Origin of the sequence: Amycolatopsis sp. NPDC024027 (assembly GCF_040638975.1) — a bacterium.
GTDB lineage: Bacteria > Actinomycetota > Actinomycetes > Mycobacteriales > Pseudonocardiaceae > Amycolatopsis.
Window position 1 is genome coordinate 101634 of sequence record NZ_JBEZYY010000006.1, and the last position, 16930, is coordinate 118563.

16 protein-coding genes are annotated in these 16930 nt (G+C 69.1%); 8 read left to right on the forward strand and 8 right to left on the reverse strand.

What is annotated here, in order from left to right; genetic code table 11:
• Positions 1-272: 272 nt before the first annotated feature.
• Positions 273-2957 carry a tetratricopeptide repeat protein gene (locus tag AB0F52_RS17040; protein WP_360171113.1) on the reverse strand — a complete coding sequence of 895 codons (2685 nt, stop codon included), beginning with the start codon at positions 2955-2957 and terminating at the stop codon, positions 273-275.
• A 97-nt stretch (positions 2958-3054) separates the two neighbouring features.
• Between AB0F52_RS17040 and AB0F52_RS17045 the strand changes: the two genes are divergently transcribed.
• Together AB0F52_RS17045 and AB0F52_RS17050 are read left to right on the forward strand one after the other, a co-directional pair.
• Positions 3055-3810, forward strand: a complete 756-nt coding sequence (locus AB0F52_RS17045; RefSeq protein WP_360171116.1) for a PIG-L deacetylase family protein — start codon at positions 3055-3057, stop codon at positions 3808-3810.
• A 240-nt stretch (positions 3811-4050) separates the two neighbouring features.
• Positions 4051-5043 (forward strand): carbon-nitrogen hydrolase family protein, encoded by a 993-nt coding sequence (locus tag AB0F52_RS17050; protein ID WP_360171119.1) that lies wholly within the window; start codon positions 4051-4053, stop codon positions 5041-5043.
• A gap of 139 nt (positions 5044-5182) precedes the next feature.
• Here the strand turns inward: AB0F52_RS17050 and AB0F52_RS17055 are convergent, their stop codons facing one another.
• Complete coding sequence (locus tag AB0F52_RS17055; protein WP_360171122.1) at positions 5183-5761, reverse strand: helix-turn-helix transcriptional regulator; 579 nt, start codon at positions 5759-5761, stop codon at positions 5183-5185.
• A 59-nt stretch (positions 5762-5820) separates the two neighbouring features.
• Here AB0F52_RS17055 and AB0F52_RS17060 point away from each other — a divergent pair, with 59 nt between their 5' ends.
• Positions 5821-6486, forward strand: coding sequence for a VC0807 family protein (locus AB0F52_RS17060; RefSeq protein ID WP_360171125.1), 666 nt, complete (start codon positions 5821-5823; stop codon positions 6484-6486).
• A gap of 119 nt (positions 6487-6605) precedes the next feature.
• On the opposite strand, the gene AB0F52_RS17065 is transcribed toward AB0F52_RS17060, so the two are convergent.
• Positions 6606-7526 (reverse strand): LysR family transcriptional regulator, encoded by a 921-nt coding sequence (locus tag AB0F52_RS17065; RefSeq protein ID WP_360171128.1) that lies wholly within the window; start codon positions 7524-7526, stop codon positions 6606-6608.
• Positions 7527-7648: 122 nt separating this feature from the next.
• Between AB0F52_RS17065 and AB0F52_RS17070 the strand changes: the two genes are divergently transcribed.
• On the forward strand, positions 7649-8356 hold the full coding sequence (locus tag AB0F52_RS17070; protein ID WP_360171131.1) for an SDR family oxidoreductase: 708 nt from the start codon (positions 7649-7651) through the stop codon (positions 8354-8356).
• A 23-nt stretch (positions 8357-8379) separates the two neighbouring features.
• On the forward strand, positions 8380-8910 hold the full coding sequence (locus AB0F52_RS17075) for an SgcJ/EcaC family oxidoreductase (protein WP_360171134.1): 531 nt from the start codon (positions 8380-8382) through the stop codon (positions 8908-8910).
• Here AB0F52_RS17075 and AB0F52_RS17080 read toward each other — a convergent pair.
• Complete coding sequence (locus tag AB0F52_RS17080; protein WP_360171137.1) at positions 8866-9219, reverse strand: hypothetical protein; 354 nt, start codon at positions 9217-9219, stop codon at positions 8866-8868. The genes AB0F52_RS17075 and AB0F52_RS17080 overlap by 45 nt on opposite strands.
• A 349-nt stretch (positions 9220-9568) precedes the next feature.
• Here AB0F52_RS17080 and AB0F52_RS17085 point away from each other — a divergent pair, with 349 nt between their 5' ends.
• Positions 9569-11659 (forward strand): tetratricopeptide repeat protein, encoded by a 2091-nt coding sequence (locus AB0F52_RS17085; protein WP_360171140.1) that lies wholly within the window; start codon positions 9569-9571, stop codon positions 11657-11659.
• Between the two features lie 843 nt (positions 11660-12502).
• Here the strand turns inward: AB0F52_RS17085 and AB0F52_RS17090 are convergent.
• The 3 genes from AB0F52_RS17090 to AB0F52_RS17100 form a co-directional block, all read right to left on the reverse strand.
• Positions 12503-12952: a GNAT family N-acetyltransferase gene (locus tag AB0F52_RS17090; RefSeq protein WP_360171143.1), complete on the reverse strand. Its 450-nt coding sequence runs from the start codon at positions 12950-12952 to the stop codon at positions 12503-12505.
• Between the two features lie 160 nt (positions 12953-13112).
• The gene (locus AB0F52_RS17095; protein ID WP_360171146.1) at positions 13113-13643 is read right to left on the reverse strand and encodes a YrhB domain-containing protein; all 531 of its coding nucleotides are present in this window, start codon (positions 13641-13643) and stop codon (positions 13113-13115) included.
• A gap of 188 nt (positions 13644-13831) precedes the next feature.
• Positions 13832-14194, reverse strand: a complete 363-nt coding sequence (locus tag AB0F52_RS17100; RefSeq protein WP_360171149.1) for a hypothetical protein — start codon at positions 14192-14194, stop codon at positions 13832-13834.
• 647 nt (positions 14195-14841) lie between these two features.
• Here AB0F52_RS17100 and AB0F52_RS17105 point away from each other — a divergent pair.
• A complete protein-coding gene (locus AB0F52_RS17105; protein ID WP_360172016.1) occupies positions 14842-15741 on the forward strand; it encodes a hypothetical protein in 900 nt (299 codons plus the stop codon).
• Positions 15738-16304, forward strand: a complete 567-nt coding sequence (locus AB0F52_RS17110; protein WP_360171152.1) for a tetratricopeptide repeat protein — start codon at positions 15738-15740, stop codon at positions 16302-16304. The genes AB0F52_RS17105 and AB0F52_RS17110 overlap by 4 nt, the downstream gene beginning before the upstream one ends.
• Positions 16305-16317: 13 nt before the next feature.
• On the opposite strand, the gene AB0F52_RS17115 is transcribed toward AB0F52_RS17110, so the two are convergent.
• Positions 16318-16857, reverse strand: a complete 540-nt coding sequence (locus tag AB0F52_RS17115) for a hypothetical protein (protein WP_360171155.1) — start codon at positions 16855-16857, stop codon at positions 16318-16320.
• Positions 16858-16930 lie beyond the last annotated feature (73 nt).

Consider the following 16930-nt stretch of genomic DNA (forward strand, 5'->3'; position numbering starts at 1 on the left):
CCAGCACGGCGCCGCGGCGGCGGACGGCGGGTTTCGCTGCACGGACGAACCGGATCCCCCTCGTCCTGCCGGCGCGACGCGGCTATCCGGCAACCGGCCACGGCGGTTCGGCGTCGCCCCTCCCCATGGCTGCGAACCGCCGAACCGCCGGCCGGTGCCCCGAACACCGGCACGTCGTCCCCGGCTCGGCGACGACCGCCACACTTCACCACGGCGAAGGCCGGGGACGGCCGGATCCTGGACATACCTGGACGCTCGCGGACACCGGCCCCTCAGCGGCGCGCGGACGGCAACGACGTCAGAACCGCGTCGGCGCGCTCGGCACCCAGCCGGCAGCCCGCCTGTCCGTGCAGGGCCCGAGCCCGCTCGGCGTGGGCCCGCGCCGCCCCGGATTCGCCGCGCTCGAGCTCGACGGCGGCCATCGCGAGCAGGCTGTCGGCCCGGATCAGGCCGTGGCCGGTCTCCTCGCTGAGGGCCAGGGCCCGACCGGCCCGGTCGTAGGCCTCGTCGAGCTTCCCTTGGCGCAGGTGCACGGCGGACAAGGCGACCAGCGCGTCCCCGCGGCCGCGCGGGTGGCCCGCCTCGCGGGAAAGGTCCAGCGCCGACTCGAGCGCCGTCCGGGCCTCGTCGATCCGGCCGAGCTCCACCATGACCGTGCCGAGAACGTGGTGCGCGGCCGCCTGCGTCCGTCGCATGCCGAGCCGGGTCGCTTTGGCCAGGGCGTCGCGGGCGGTCGCCAGCGCCTCCTCGTACTCGCCGAGGTCGCGCAGGGCTCCCGCGAGGTTGGCGAGCACGCTGGCCTCGTCCGCGTGCTCCCCGGCCGACCGGCACAGTTCGAGACCGGTCCGGTAGTGCTCGACGGCGCGCTCCAGGTCCCCGAGCGCCTGGCTCGGCCGGCCCGCGTGGCTTTCGGCGAGCTGCAGCCCGGCGGCGTATCCCTGCCGAGCCGCCGTCTCGATCGCCTGGGTCTGGAGGGCGTAGGCACCGGCCAGCTCCCCCAGCTCCCAGAGGACGTCGCCGAGCACGACGAGGTTCGGGATGGACGCCGCCCCGTCCTGAGCCGTCTCCAGGTCCAGGGCCCGCCGGTAGTGCCCGGCGGCGTCGTGGAGCCGGCCGACCGAGATCGACATGCGGCCCAGATCGCTCAGGACGATCCCCCGGAGGTCCGGCGCGTCGAGCTCGTCGGCCAGTTTCACGGCTTCGTCGAGGTGGCGGAGCGCTTCGACGTGGTCCGACCTGCTCCAGTGGGCGCTGCTGAGCACCCGCAGGCACAGCACCTGCCCGGCCGCGTCCCCGGCGGCGCGTGCCGCGGCGAGCGCGGCTTCGCTGACCGGCAGCCACTCCGCGGAACGGTGCCGTTCGAATTCGAAGTGCAGGGCGACGCACAGCTGGGTCGCCAGCGCGTGGAGGCCCGCGGCGGCGGCCTGCCGGGTCAGCGTGGACAGCGTGGCGAATTCGACGTCGAACCAGGTCAGCGCCTCGTCAGCGGTCGCGAACGACGCGCCGCCGGATCGGGCGCGCGCGTACTTCTCCCGGTACGGACGGGGGTGTCTCAGCTGCGCCGCCTCGGTCGCGAGCCCCGCGTAGTGGGAAATCAGCCGCTGCAGCGCCGAGTCACGCACGTCGCCGGCGTCTTCCGCCCGGCAACGGCGCTTGGCCCACGAATGCAGCAAGGCGTGCTGGCTGTACCGCGCCGGCGTCCGCTCGAAGAGGAGGTGCATGTCGAGCAGGGTGGCGACGACCGGAGCCAGCGACTCCGGCTCCAGCTCGGTCGCGGCCGCCAGCGCCGGCAGGGCGATCCCGTCGACGGGGAACAGCCCGAGGAGCCTGAACACCCGTTGCGCCGCGGAGTTCAGCGCCCGGTAGGACAACGCGACCGCGTTCTGCACCGCCGTCTCCCGGTCGACCGCCGCATCGAGCACCGCGAGCGGATCGGCCGAACGAAGCTCCTCGACCATCGCGGAGAGCAGCAGGCCCGGCCGGACGCGGGCGTTCGCCGCGGCGATCCGCAGCGCGAGCGGGAGCCGTCCGCAGGCTTCGGCCAGCTCGGCGGTCGCCGCGGGGTCCGTGTCGGCCCGATCCGGACCGGCGGCGTGCCGGACCAGGGCGACGGCGTCGTCCGTCCCGAGCGGCCCCAGTTCGCAGGGCACCGCGCCTTCCCTGGCGACCAGGCCGACCAGCTTCGTGCGGCTGGTGATCAGGACGGCGCAGCCCGGCGAGCCGGGCAACAACGGGCGCACCTGCTCGGCACTGCTCGCGTCATCGAGCACCACCACCACGCGACGGCCGGCGACCGCGGACCGGAAGCTCGCGGCGAGCCGGTCGACTTCCCGCGGTGTTTCCCGCTCGGCCGTCCCCAAGGCGCGCAAGAACCCGGACAGCACGTCGACCGGATCGGCCGGGGGAGCTTCGGCGAACCCCCGCAGGTTCACGAACAACTGGCCGTCGGGAAAGCGGCCGGCGGCCCGGTGGGCCCACCGGATCGCCAGAGCCGACTTGCCGACCCCCGGCATCCCGGTGACGAGCGCGACCCGAGTGCCCGGCGAGCCGCTCACCAGCTCGTCGAGCGCGGCAAGGTCCCGCTCGCGTCCCACGAACCCGGCGACGTCGAGGGGCAGCTGCCGGGGAACCGACGGCGGAGGGGCGGCTTGCTTCTGCGTGTGGAGGTGGGCGGCCACCCGGAACCAGGCTTCGTTCCAGCTCGCCCACGCCGTGCGCGGCACACCCAAGGCGATGACGATCCGGTCGAACACGTCGGACGGTGGGTGGATCTTGCCGGACACGTAAGCGTGCACGGTCGAGCGCGGCACAGCCACCAAGCCGGCGAGCTCGGTCAGGCTGACTCGCGCCTTGCCGGTGCCGCGCGCTGCCTGCCGGCGCAGCAGATCGACCTCGCGGACGAACCCCGCGACGTCGGTGATCCGGGCCGGGTCCGGCCCTCCGGCATCGCTACCCACCAGCGTCCCACCTCCCGGACATCGTCCACTCGATCCAACCGCATCGGCCGCCCGCGGGCATCGGCGGCGCCGGCCCGGAATGCGGCAGGATGTCGGCATGACGTTGCCGGCTTTGCCCGAGGAATCGTTCCAGCGCGTGCTCTGCGTCGTCGCGCACCCCGACGACATGGAGTACGGCACGTCCGCGGCCGTCGCCCGCTGGACCGCACGCGGCATCGAGGTCGGCTACCTCCTGCTCACCCGCGGCGAGGCCGGCATGCCGAACCCGCCCGAGGAGACCGCCCGCCTGCGCACCGCCGAACAGCGGGCCGCTTGCGCCGCGGTCGGCGTCGACCACCTGACCATCCTCGAACACCCCGACGGTGTGCTCGTCCACGGCCTCGACCTGCGCCGCGACATCTGCCGGGAGATCCGCCGCTTCAAGCCGGACGCCGTCTACGGCACCGGCTTCGAGGTCGAGACGCCGTACGGCTTCGACCAGGCCGACCACCGCGCGGCCGGCCTCGCGACGCTCGACGCGATCCGCGACGCGGGCAACCGGTGGGTGTTCCCGGAACAGATCGACGACGAGGGCCTCGAACCGCACTCCGCGCGCTGGTACCTCACCCCGGGCATGACGGACCCGACCCACGGCGTCGACGTCACGGGCGAACCACTGCGCCGCGGCGTCGCCTCGCTCGAGGCACACGCCGCGTACCTGGCGGCCCTCCCCGACCACCCGGTCCCGGCGAAGTTCATTCCGCAGTTCGCAGCGATGGGCGGCAAGGCCATGGGCGTCGAGCACGCCGTCCTGTTCCGCGCCCACGATCTGCAGGCACCACCGGAGCTCCCCACCGAATCCACCCAGGACTGACTCGGGTCCGGGCCTGGAACACGCGCTCGACCCTACGAGCGCGCCTCGGCCTGTCCGTGCTGTGTGCCGTGCTACGGTGATCTCCGGCGTGGCTCACGCCGGACCTCCGTCGACTGCCCCCAGCGCAGTCCCGCAGGGAGGCAAAGGGACTTCTCGTCTCGGGTCGTTGTCGTCGGCCTTGTCCGTCTCGGGCGTGGTGTTCGCTGGGGGAACCTCCGTCCGAGCTGCGGAAGGGCTTCGATGACGGCGAACAGGAACTTCAAACGCAGGGTGCGTGCCCGCGCGACCAAGACCGGCCAGTCCTACACGACTGCTCTCCGGCACTTCCGGCAAGCTCCGGAACGCGACATCACGGCGGAGACGAAACGGCTCCGGCTGGCCGTGGCGCAGGCTGTTCTCCGCGAAGATCCCCGCCACCGCACGGGGCTGCGGGACAGCGGGAGCGACATCCGCCGGCTGATGCTCGAGGCGCACGAAGCGGGTGCGGCACTCGTGCACTTCCCCGAGGGCGCGACCTGTTCTCCGCACAAGCGGATCATGTCCGTCGAAGGCCCGGACAAGGTCGGGCCGGCGGACTGGACCCGGTTCGAATGGGGTGTCCTGCGCCAGGAACTGGCCGCAATCGCGGAACTCGCCCGGAAACTCCGGCTTTGGACCGTGGTGGGCTCGGTGCACTGCTTGACCCCGCCACACCGCCCGCACAACAGCTTGTACGTCATCTCCGACCGGGGCGAGGTCGTCACGCGTTACGACGAGCGCATGCTGTCGAACACGAAGGTCACGCACATGTACACACCGGGATCGGCGCCGGTGACCTTCGACGTCGACGGGCTGCGGTTCGGGCTCCTGCTCGGCATGGAGGTCCACTTCCCCGAGCTGTTCATCGAGTACGAACGGCTCGACGTCGACTGCGTCCTGTTTTCCACAGCGGGGCCCGGCCGGCAAACCGACGACGGGGACTTCGCCACCCAGGCGCAGGCGCACGCCGCCACCAACAGCTACTGGGTCAGCTACGCCGGCCCCACACAGGATGTCGCTTCCGGCGTGATTTCTCCCGCAGGCCGATGGGTCGTGCGCTGCCCCGAGACCGGAGAGCCCGCCATCGCGATCGCCGATCTCGACAACGGCCCGGAGAACTTCGCACGGCACTGGCGCCGCACCGCACGCTCGGGCGTGTACGACCCGCACCTCGTCCAAGACGACCGCAGGAGCAACGACCGTCGCGTGTTTTAGAGTTCCCGCCCCGACGCGGCAGTCCATGAAGCGCGACATCCGACCTGCCGTTGACCACGCTGTCACGACGCGCGCTCATGCCGACGAGCGGGCATGGCTGCGCGTGGTGAGTACAGATCACTGCAGGGCCGGAATCGTGTCAGGCGTACGGCTTCCAGGTCAGGGCGCCGGTGCTGATATCGCGGGACACCGCGCGCACCCAGTCCAGTTCTGCGGATGTGGCGGTCTGGAGGTACTCGTGCTCGAGCAGGTGCAGTCGGGGGACACCGTGCTCGCGTGAGGCGGTGAGCACCGCCTGCGTCTCGGCCAGCTGCCGCTGCAACGCCTCGGCCCGCAGTTCCAGCTGTACTCGCGTGTCCTGGGGGCTGAGCAGGTGCAGGAACGACACCACGGCGGGGAACAAGGGGAACTCTCGTGCTGGCGTGGCCACGTTGTCGCGCAGGCTTGTCAGTAGGGTCTCCCGGCCGTGTGGAGTGAGCTCGTAGACGGTGCGCTCCGGATGGCGTGTGTCGCGTTCGACGGCGCGCACGCGGATCAGCTCGTCCCGGGTCAGCCGCTCGACGGACGCGTGGAGCCCGGATCGGTTGCGCACGTTGACCACGATCCCCACCCCGCGCTCCTGCATCAGCTGTTGCATCCGATAGGCGTGCATCGGCTCCTCGGCCAGCAGCGCCAGAACCGCGATCGCGACAGACGACAAGCGTCCACGAGTTGCCATAGTACGTACTATACTAGTCCAGTATGTACTAAGTCCGCCGGCGACAGGAGGAAGCGGTCATGTCATCCGTTACGCAGCGGCAGCCGAGGACCAAAGCCACCAGCTTGCTGTCCAGCCTGCTGGAGATCGTCCTTTCCATTGGCGGCTACTACCTCTTGCGTGCCTTCGGGGTCGGCGTCTTCTGGGCGCTCACGGCGCCGGCCGTGGCCGTCGCCGTCGTCGCGGTGGTGGTCACCGTCCGCCGTCGACGGATCGACCTGATCGGTCTCCTGGTGCTCTGCGAGATCGCCGCGACGATCACCCTCTCGCTGGCCACGCAGAACCCTCGCATCGCCGCACTGCGCGAGGCGGCCTATGTCCTCATTCCTGGCGTCTTCTGTCTCGTCACACTCGTGCGTCGAGCACCGCTCACGCATGCGAGCACGATGTCCATCGCGACCTTCGGGGACCCGAAACGGGAGCAGGCGTTCGAGCACGCATGGCGGGACGTACCCGAATACCGACTGTGGCAACGGTTGCTCACGGCCTCGCTCGGCCTGATCATGATCGTAACGAGCGCCACCAAGGCGTACATCCTCTTGTCCACCCCGGACGACCGCATCGCGCACGCCGTCGATGTCTGCAACACCATCACTCTCGTGATGATCGGGACGCTGGTAGTGACGAGCGCTGCACTCATCCAACGCCCCAAGAAGATCATCGAGCGACTGCTCGAACAGACGTGACCAGCCCGCCATGCCCCGTGCTCCTATCCGGCATAACCGGCCCGAACACGTTCTCGATCGAGCGTGTCGCAGCAGAAGCAGGAATGGGGGCCGACCCCCACGGCGGAAGTGACCTCCCGTCAGGCGGGTCGATCCCGCTCGGCGGCGTGCGGGTCGTCGGCGGGCAGCCAGCCGGTGGCGAGGTCCAGGGAGCCGACGTCCCGAGTGAGGGCCGCGATGGTCGCGTGGACCGGCGAGCGGGTCTCGTCGCGGCGGGACACCAGCGACCACGTCCACAACGGCGCCGGGTCGACCACCGGCCGCCGCCCGAGGTCCGGCGGTACCGGTGTCGTCTGGCCCTTCGGGTTGTTGAGCACTGGCCGCCGTAGCCGGCGGGCGTGGTCGAACAGCGCCGGGCCCGTGGATCCCCCGTCCTCGGTGTGCACCACCTCGGCGCCCGTCGCCCGGGCGAACTCCTCGGCGTAGGCGTTCCACGACGCCCAGCTGGCCGTGTCGGCGTCGACCAGCACGACGACGTCCCGGGCCGCGACCTCGGCGGTGCCGGTACCGACCGCGTAGAGCCGGTCCACGCCGATCAGGTGGGCTTCCAGACCGAGTTCCGCCAGGCCGGCGGCCCGCGCCCAGCAGATCGCCAGGTCGATGCTCCGGTCGGCCACCCGGCGCAGCTGGGTGTGCGAAGGCAGCACCCACGTGTCGACGTGCAGGTGCGCGACACCCGCCACCCGGTCGAGCAGGTCGGCCGGGCGCCAGTTCACGTAGCCCAGCCGCACCGGCTCCCGCGCCGCGATCCCGGCGGCCGACCGACGCAGCTCCTCCGCCTGCTCCAGCAGCGCCCGGACCTGGGGCAGCAGTGCTTCCCCGCATTCGGTCAGCGTGACCGAACGGCGGTCGCGGTCGAAGAGGCGGACACCGAGGTCCCGCTCCAGCGCCTTGATCTGCTGGGACAGGGACGGCCCGGCGATGCGCAGCCGTTCGGCGGCCCGGCCGAAGTTCAGCTCTGTGGCGACGGCCACGAAGTACCGAAGCTGGCGTAGCTCCATGGCGGCAGCTTAGTGCGGTGGGAGGTTGCGCCTCTCAAGTGAGAGCGAACCGGTCGTGGCGAAGCACCCGAGTCCAGCACACCATCGGCTTCGGAAGCACCACTTCAAGGAGGTCAACGGAAATGAGCACCCAGAAGGTCGCCGTCGTCACCGGCGCTTCGCAGGGCATCGGCGCAGCCCTGGTCGAGGCGTACCGCAAGCTCGGCTACACCGTGGTCGCGAACTCGCGGTCCATCACCCCATCAGGCGACGCAGGGATCCTGGCCGTCGCGGGCGACATCGCCGATCCGGCCGTCGGCGCCCGCGTGATCGACCAGGCCCTGGCCGAGTTCGGCCGCGTCGACACCCTGGTCAACAACGCCGGCGTCTTCGTCGCGAAGCCGTTCACCGACTACACCGGCGCCGACTTCGACCTGGTGACCGGCGTCAACCTGCGTGGCTTCTTCGAGATCACCCAACGCGCCATCGCCGCGATGCTCGAGGTCGGCGGCGGACACATCGTCAACGTCACCACCAGCCTGACCGACCACGCGAACAGCGCGGTCCCCTCGGCGCTGGCGGCGCTGACCAAGGGCGGCCTGAACTCGGTGACGAAGTCCCTGGCCGTCGAGTACGCCACCCGCGGCGTCCGCGTGAACGCCGTGTCCCCGGGCATCATCCGCACTCCGATGCACCCGGCTTCGACGCACGAAGCCCTGGCCGCCCTGCACCCGGTCGGCCGGATCGGCGACCCGGGCGACATCGTCGACGCGGTCGTCTACCTGGAAGGCGCGCCGTTCGTCACCGGCGAGATCCTGCACGTCGACGGCGGCCAGAGCGCGGGGCACTGAACGCGATGAACATCCTCACCGGAGTGCTGGACACCTGGAAATCAGCGGTCGACGCCCACGAGCCCGAACGCGTCGCGGACGTCTTCACCGAGGACGCCATCTTCCAGGGCCTCCACCCGTACAGCGTGGGCCGAGCCGGCGTGGCGGCGTACTACGACTCCCAGCCACGCGGCATGACGGCGGACTACCGCATCGTGGAGACCCGCCGCCTGGCCGAAGACGTGGTCCTCGGATATGCCAGTGTCGAGTTCGCCTTCACCGACCGGCCGACGCTCCCGGTGCACCTGAGCGTGGTCGCCCGCCGCACCGGCCACCGCTGGCTGATCGCCCACTACCAGGTCTCGCGGCTCTGGAGCAAAACGATGAAGTACCTCGCCAGTGGCGCGAGGCTCCAACGACTCCAAGTGAAGCGATGCGACAACCCGGCCAACCGCAGGTCGCCGCAGCCGAGGACGCCCCGCCTGATACGCACGCTCGTGCCGACGAGCGGACGTTCGTCCGTTGTGTTGTCATGCCAGGTAGACGTCGTCGCCTTGCGGGTCGTACACGGCTAATCCGTGCAGTGCGGCCAAGCGGAGAACCGTCTCGATCGCCGGTACGCTTCGAGCCCCGGCCCCGAGATGCATGATCACATGGTCGATACCGACCGAAAGCGGCATCGAGTTCCACGGACAGTCAGGGGCTTCACCAGCCGGACCGTGGTCGGGATAGACCGACTGCAACTGCTCATAGAAGCTCACAATGCGCGCGTCCAGCTCACCGGCGTTGTGCGTGCCCGCGTCGACGCAGCGCTCGAACATCCGACGCGCAGAGTCGGCGTCGGCGCCGACTCCCAAGGCCAAGACCACCAGATCGAAGCTCATGACCTCATCATCGTTATCACGACCGGTGTGACTCTGGACAGCCAACGTCCGCACATGCCGCAGGTCGCGTGAGCGCAGCTGGTCAGGGAGCTCTCAGGCCTGGACGACACGGTGTTGCGACTGGCAACTGGGGCGCACCTCGGACACTACTCGGGTGTCTCGCGGACGCATTCGGAGTGGGACCTGCACCTCTTCTTCACCTGGTGCACGCCGTCGGGGTTCTGCACACCCATCCCGTCAGTAATTTTCCCGCGATATTCGAATCAGGAGAATGGTGGCCTTTCAGTTGCGCGCATCCCTTCGCTGACATCAGCTCCCGCGGCACTCTCTTGGGATACCGTTGTCGGCTGTGAGCCGAGACGAGCCGCACAACATCGTCACCGGGACAACGACCGGCCACGTTCTGCAAACCGCCGAAATCCACGGCGACGTCCATCTGCACACCACGTCGCCTCGAACCGTGCCTCGGCATTTGCCCGGCACGGTGCGGCATTTCACGGGTCGGCAGAGACAACTGGCCGCCCTGACCAAACATCTCGAGCAGGCCGAGGCGAGCCCGGAGCCGGTGGCGATTTCGACGGTCGAGGGCATGGCGGGAATCGGCAAGTCGGCCCTGGCGATCCACTGGGCCCGGCAGAACATCGACCGGTTCCCGGACGGCCAGCTCTACGTCAACCTACGCGGCTTCGCACCCGCGGCGGCAATGCAGCCCGGCGAGGCGCTGTGGGGCTTTCTCCACGCCTTGGGCGCGCCGCACGACACGCCCTTTCTCGATCTGGAGGCTCAGGCCGCTCTGTACCGCAGCATGCTGGCCGGACGCCGCATGCTGATCGTCCTCGACAACGCCCGAGACAGCGATCAAGTGCGGCACCTCCTCCCAGGCAGCGGGGCCTGCTATGTCATCGTCACCAGCAGGCAGCGGCTGACCGGCCTCATGGTGCAAGCCGGCGCACGCCCGATCAGAATGGACAGCTTGCAGGCCGACGAGTGCGCAGCGTTGTTGGGCGCTTTCGCCGGAACCGATCGAGTGGCCATGGAACCTTGCGCAGCAAAGAAACTGGTCGAGTTGTGCGCACGAATGCCCCTCGCGCTGACCATCTTGGGCGCCCGGCTCGCCGACCGGCCAGAACTGCGGCTGCACGTGCTCGCCCAACGACTACGCGAAGCTCGCCTCGACACCATGGACTCCGGCGGGGCCGACGTGAACATCAGCACCGTCTTCTCGTGGTCCTATCAAGCGCTCAGCCCCGCCGCAGCGGGACTGTTCCGGCTGCTCAGCCTGCATCCTGGCGCCGACTTCAGCGCGGCCGCCGCAACCTCGATCGCGGCACGCAAGGCGGGCCGGCTGCTCGACGAGCTTACCCACGTCCACCTCCTCGAAAATCGTCCCGGCGACCGGTACGGCTTCCACGATCTGACCCGGCTGTACGCACGGGACCGCGCCCGCGAGCACCCACCGGCAAACCGGGACGCGGCCATACTCCGAATGCTGGACCACTACCTGCACACCTGCGTCGCCGCCGACGGTCACCTAGGGTCGCCCTGGGAGCCTCTCACGCTCGAGCCACCACAGCTCGGGACATGCCCCGAAACCTTCACCGATGCCGAACAAGCCGCCGCATGGTTCGCCGCCGAACACGCCGTTCTCGTCGCCCTGATCGAAGATCGGGCATGGCCCAGCAGCCACACCTGGCGGTTGGCTCGCTCACTCGTCACTCATCTCGACCGACACGGGCACTGGCGCGACTTCGTCAGCACCCAGCGCGCCGGACTCGCCGCGGCGCAACAAGTCGCCGACACCAACAGTCAGGCGTACGCCCACCGTCTGCTCGCCCGCGCGCTCTGCCGTCGGGACGAACTCGACGAAGCCCGGGACCACCTCAGCCGCGCGCTCGAGCTCTTCAGAGATGACATCACCGGTCAGGCGCACACGAACTACGCGCTTGGCTACCTTGACGTTTGCGCCGGCGACACCTCGCGCGCTCTTGACCGCACCACACGTGCGCTGACGCTCGCCCGCGCAAGCGGCGCCGACGTCTGGGAAGCCAAAGCACTGAACAACATCGGTTGGTGCCTGATCGAAGCGGGACGCCATGCCGAGGCCCTGGACTACAGCCGGCAAGCCCTCGACCTGTTCCGCAGCCTCGACACAGACCCGGACGGCTTGGCCCATACGCTGGGCTGCCTGGGCAGCGCATACCTGGGGGCCGGTGATCCGGAACAGGCATTGACCTGCTACCTCGAAGCCCTGCGCATCCGGGAGCAGAACCGCAACTTCTACACGCAGGCGACCACACTGCGCCACATCGCCGCTGTCCACCGCACCACCGGCAACGACCAAGCAGAGCAAGCAGCGCTGCGTCAAGCCTTGGTGATCCTCGAGCAACTCGGCCACGCGGAGGGGCCTGCCATTCGGGCGCAGCTGGCGCGGCTGATCTGAAATGGGTGACGTCGCCAAACAACCGATCGCGTCGCGGACATCCGGGACAAGGGCGGGCCTGGCACCTGGAGACGTCGCAGGCGCCGCTGGTGCCGATCCAGATGTTGACGTCCAGCCAGGTCTGCCGGGTGACCGGTGCCTGTAGCCGTGAACGGGTAATTCGTCCCGGGTCCGGTCGGTCCCAGCCGCTTGGCGATGTGGTCCGCCCTGGCGACAGCTTGCTGGGTTTCCTCGTAGCGGGGCCGCGGCATTGACGATGCAGTCGAACGTGCCGTCGGTACTGGCTCGCTCGAGCCCGTCTACGCAGGTCAGGTTGCCGGCGCCGGGGGCCGGGTTCGTTACCGCCGTTGCCGCCGCGGCGTCGGGCGCAGTGGCGGTCGGGGCTGGTGCGCCGGCGACGCCGTCGTCGCGGGCGGTCAGGCCGGCGAGGTCCACCTCGGGCGTGGCGGCGATGCCGATCGGGCCGTTCCGCTCCCGCGCCGCGACCGCCCACGGGCCTGTCCGGCGTCAACAGCGGTCTCCGGCTGAGCCGATACACGCCAAGCCCGGCTCGGTGCGCGCCCCAACGGGTCCAGGTCGGGCCGGGGGGCTCTGCGTCGACGAGTTCAGCCCGCTGAACCTGCAGACCCGACCGCGCCGAGCTGGTTCCGGGGCCCGTATCGAAAGTACGGCTGTCAAACGTCCGCTATTGCCGATGAGCGCGCATCGGCAGAAGCGATCGAGTCGCGTTTCCGGGATGGGTTGGTTGCTGCGCAGGAGGCGCGGCGAGCCTGGTCGGCATCGGTCCCGCTCCGGCTCGAACGCGTGCCCGCCGACCAGAAGCCGTTGGTCGAAGCCGAACGGTCAGGGCAGTTCTCGCGTCGGCAGCACCTTGCGAAAATAGGTCGCTGATTCCTCATACCCCAAAGCCAGGTAGAACGGCGCCGCGCGTCGGGTAGCCAGGGCGGAAAGGGCGCAATTCCGCTGTGTCGCCCAACGCTCCAACTCCCGCATCAGAGCACGGCCGACGCCGCGGCCCCGCGCCTGTGCGCATACAAGGATCTCCTCAACCCAGGCCACCGGACCATTCGCGTAGAACGTACGGTGATTGAATCCCAGCAGATAGCCGAGGACGCCATTGCTGTTGACAGCGACCAGGAGGCAGGCGTCATCGGTCGACAGCACTGCTGCGTAGTTGTCGTGGAACCGGGCTTTCGAGAACGGAAACGACTGTGCCAGCTGACCCGCGAGATCGCATACAGCCTCCGCGTCGTCTGTCGTGCCGTACCGGATGTCGACCGAAGAGCAACTCATCCGCAGAGGATCCAAGCGGCGGTGGCGTTCGGCAACTGCATATCCGCCTCTGCCGTTGATCGCGTAGGCACGCCGCAGTCGCGCCGCTGAGCGTGGCCGGTCTGTTGGATGTGCACCCGCCCAAGTCGATGCGACCCGTACGCAAGGCAGAAGCCAGCGGTCATGGCTCCGGGTTCGGGCCCGACAGACGCCACCACACCCGACGCCCGACCCGCGGTGGCGGCAAGCGAGCGCGTAGGTGCTCGGGAACCGGCGAGCCGGCTGCGGCAGCCTCGAGGTACTCCTTGGCCCCTTGCACTCCGAGGTCGGGCGCGGACGCCCGCACAAGCCGGAGCGCGTCGAGGCGCTGACCGGAATCGAGCAGCTCTGTGATCCGAGGCCGTAGCGGGTCACCGCGTTCATGTCCGCGAACCTGCTCGAGGTAGTCCTCGATCCACTCACCGGTCTCGAAATCAACGGTCGCATGCACCGTGTGCAGGCTGCCGTCCACCCCATCGACCAGGAAGGGCCCGTGGCCCACCACCATGTCGATGAATTCGCGTGTGCGCACGTAGCGATCGCTTTGACTGCTGATCACCCAGCCAAGCCGGTGTGGACTGATGGCCGTGATCACCATCTTCGGTTGGCCCCGTGCCGGCCACCCGGCCAGATGCCGCTCAACGACCTGGACGGCCCATGCCTTCGACACCATGGCTACACACTATGGGAGATGTATGCAGGCAACGTGCCGCCGGCCACAGTCGACTCCCGAGGCTGTGCCGGTCGCACAGGGACGTGCGCCCATCCGCCGAAGACTAGCCACGGTGCTCGCTCATACCGAGTAGAACCCGCCTGCAAACCTTTGCCGCGTTCGAAGACCGCCTGTTGCGCCTGACCGGTTCAAATAAGGAGCTCGATGACGCGGTCGATCACGAGCCCGAACTCCTCGACGTCGTCCAGTTCGACGTACTTGGCGGCCGGCTCGTCGATGCTTGGGCGGATGACGGCAACGTCCACCCAGCCGCCGACGTACAGCACGAACTCCGCCTCCCCCGCATCCCCGTGCACCCGCACACCCAACGACATCGGCCGACGCGCCTGGCCGCGATCCCGCAGCAGCGGCGCTGCCCAGGAGACGTCGTTGTCCATCCAAGTGAGCTCATCAGCCACGAGCCTCAGCTCACGCCAGCCGACGCGCCGGCCGGCGACGATCACGGCCGCCCGGTCCAGGTCAAGACTGCTCAGGTCGACACGGCGCTCCACGCCGCCCACAGTAACGGCGCCCAGCGAACCACCGTCGAACTTTCCAGCCACCCGCAGCCGGTGGCTAAAGTCGCGAACATCGGGTCATGCCGCTGGTCGGGTATACGTGCGGCGAAGTTCGCGCACTCGCGGCCCTCAGCCTTACTCCTCTGCCCGAATCGTAATCGGGGCGGCGGTGCCAGACGGCGATCTGCCCCCATCCGCTCATGCCGCAGAGCGCCGGGCCGGCACCGAGCGATTGATGCGGGATACTCGGCGGATGGGCCACGGTCCCGACCAACCCGTTCGCGCGACGAACCTGGCTTCCGGCGACGTCGCCGGGCGCCTCACGCAGATCGGCACCGTCTACGGCGGCGTCCACCTGCGCAGCCCTCCCCGACCGGTCGTGACTCTGCCGTACCGGACCGTGTCGATGCCCCAACACGCTACGGCGCTCCAGCCCCGTGGAGCCATCGACGAATTCGCCCACATTCTCGAACACGGCGACACCGCGGTTCGCACGGGAGTGATCTCCGGGCTCGGCGGCGTCGGCAAAACTCAAATCGCCCTTGCCTACGCGGAGCAGGCCTGGGCAGCAGGCATGCTCGACCTGCTGGTCTGGGTGACGGCCGGGGTCACGAGACGCGATTGTTTCCGCATACGCCGAACTGGCGACCGAGCTGGACGGTCACACCGATCCCGATGCCGACCGCGGTGCGCGCCGCCTGCTCTCCTGGCTGGCCACCACCGAGGCGCGCTGGCTGATCGTGCTCGACGACCTTCGACAACCGCACGACCTCGACGGCTTGTGGCCACCGGCTGTGGAAACCGGGCGGGTCATCGTGACCACCCGCCGCCGCGATGCCGCATTGCGAGGACCCGGCCGTCGCCAGATCGACATCGGTGTGTTCACCTACGAAGAGGCGCACAGCTACCTCCGCGACGCGCTCGCCGATCAACCGCTCCTGCGCGACAACATCACCGAGCTTGCGTCCAGCCTGGGGTTTTTGCCCCTGGCCTTGGCACAAGCCGTTGCTTACATGATCGACCGCGACCTGTCATGCACCGCCTACCTTGCACGGTGGAACGACTGTCGCCGTCGGCTGGCCACGCTGTTCCCCGAAACCGGCGGACTCCCCGACCAGCAACGGGCCACCATCGCCACGACGTGGTCCCTGTCCATCGAGCACGCGAACCAGCTTGAACCCACCGGGCTGGCCCGACCGATACTCGACGTTGCCAGCGTGCTCGACGCCAACGGCATCCCCACCGACGTTTTCGCCACCAGCGCCGTCACCGGTCTGCTCACGGCGATCACCGCGCGGGAAATCGACACGGAGGAAGCCTCCGATGTTCTCGGATGCCTGCACCGGCTCACCCTGATCACCCGCAGCCCGGATTCGGCAGCTCGGGCCGTACGAGTGCACGCACTCGTGCAGCGCGCCACTCGCGAGGCGATGCCCAAGGCCGGCCTCAAGCGTGTCACCCACGCCGCTGCCGACGCACTCCAGGCGCGCACCCCATCCTGTTCCGCGCCGGCCGGAGCCTCGGCGACGCCGGATTGGTGACCGAGGCCCGCACGTACTTCACGCAGCTGCGCTCAATCGCCGAACAGCAGCTCGGGCACTTCCACCCCACCACCTTGACCGTCCGCCACAGCCTTGGCCGTTGGCAAGGTGAAGCAGGTGATCCCGCCGGCGCGGCTACGGAGTTTCAACGGGTCCTCGACGACCGGATCCGGGTGCTGGGTCCTGAGCACCCCGACACCCTGCAAACCCGCGACAGCCTGGCTTACTGGAGGACCCGCACCGGCGACCCCGCCGGTGCGGCCGAGGAGTACGAACGCCTCCTTGACATCCAGCTCCGCGTCCTGGGACGCGACCACCCCGATACCTCGACCACTCGAAACAATCTGGCCTACTGGCGGGGAGAAATCGGTAATCCCGCAGCTGCGGCGGCCGAGTTCGAACGACTCCTCGACGAGAGGCTCCGCTCCTTGGGCCCCGACCACCCCAAAACTCTGCGCACGCTCGACAACCTCGCCTATTGGCTGACCGCATCCGGCAACCCTGCCGGCGCAACCGCCGCCCTCGACCGGCTCGCATACTGGCGAGAACTCGATGACCGCTGAGGCCGGCCGGTTCTCAGATGTCCGACAGGGCAACCTTCATGACTCGGTTCAGCTCAGCAGGCAGGCTGTCCTGTAGTTCGTTGACGTCGTCGAGAAGCGTTCCCAATGAGGCGATCGCGCCGGCCCGGTCGTCTCGGAGTCTCACCACGGCTGTCGACACGTGCTTGTCGAGCACGAAGAGGCGGTGGACGAGAGGCTGAAGTTCCTCGTACACGGTCAAGCTGAGACTGGCCACCACCGCCAATGCCCCTTGCAGCTTCGGGATGACCGCGTGATTCTCCTGTTCGTACGAGCCGGCCATCTGCGCGTCGACCGAGACCGGGTCGTGTTTCGCGTACCACGTTATCCAGCTGATGGCGTGGGAGAAGTTGTAGAACTCCGTGAAGGCGGCCGCCGCAGCTGTGCGCAGGGATTGCACAGCAGACGCCCGCGCGGCCTCCTCACGACGCTTGCGCTCGTTGTGCAAGGCCACGAAGGAAGCCAGGGACGCACTGACGAGCGCCGCGGCGGAGCCGATGGCGGCCCCCAGCAATGCGGACGTCGTGGAATCCATCGTGGCAGCTCCCTGGCCCGCAGTGCCTGTTCACGCGGCGACATATAGTCGACATGAAGTGCTTTCGATACCG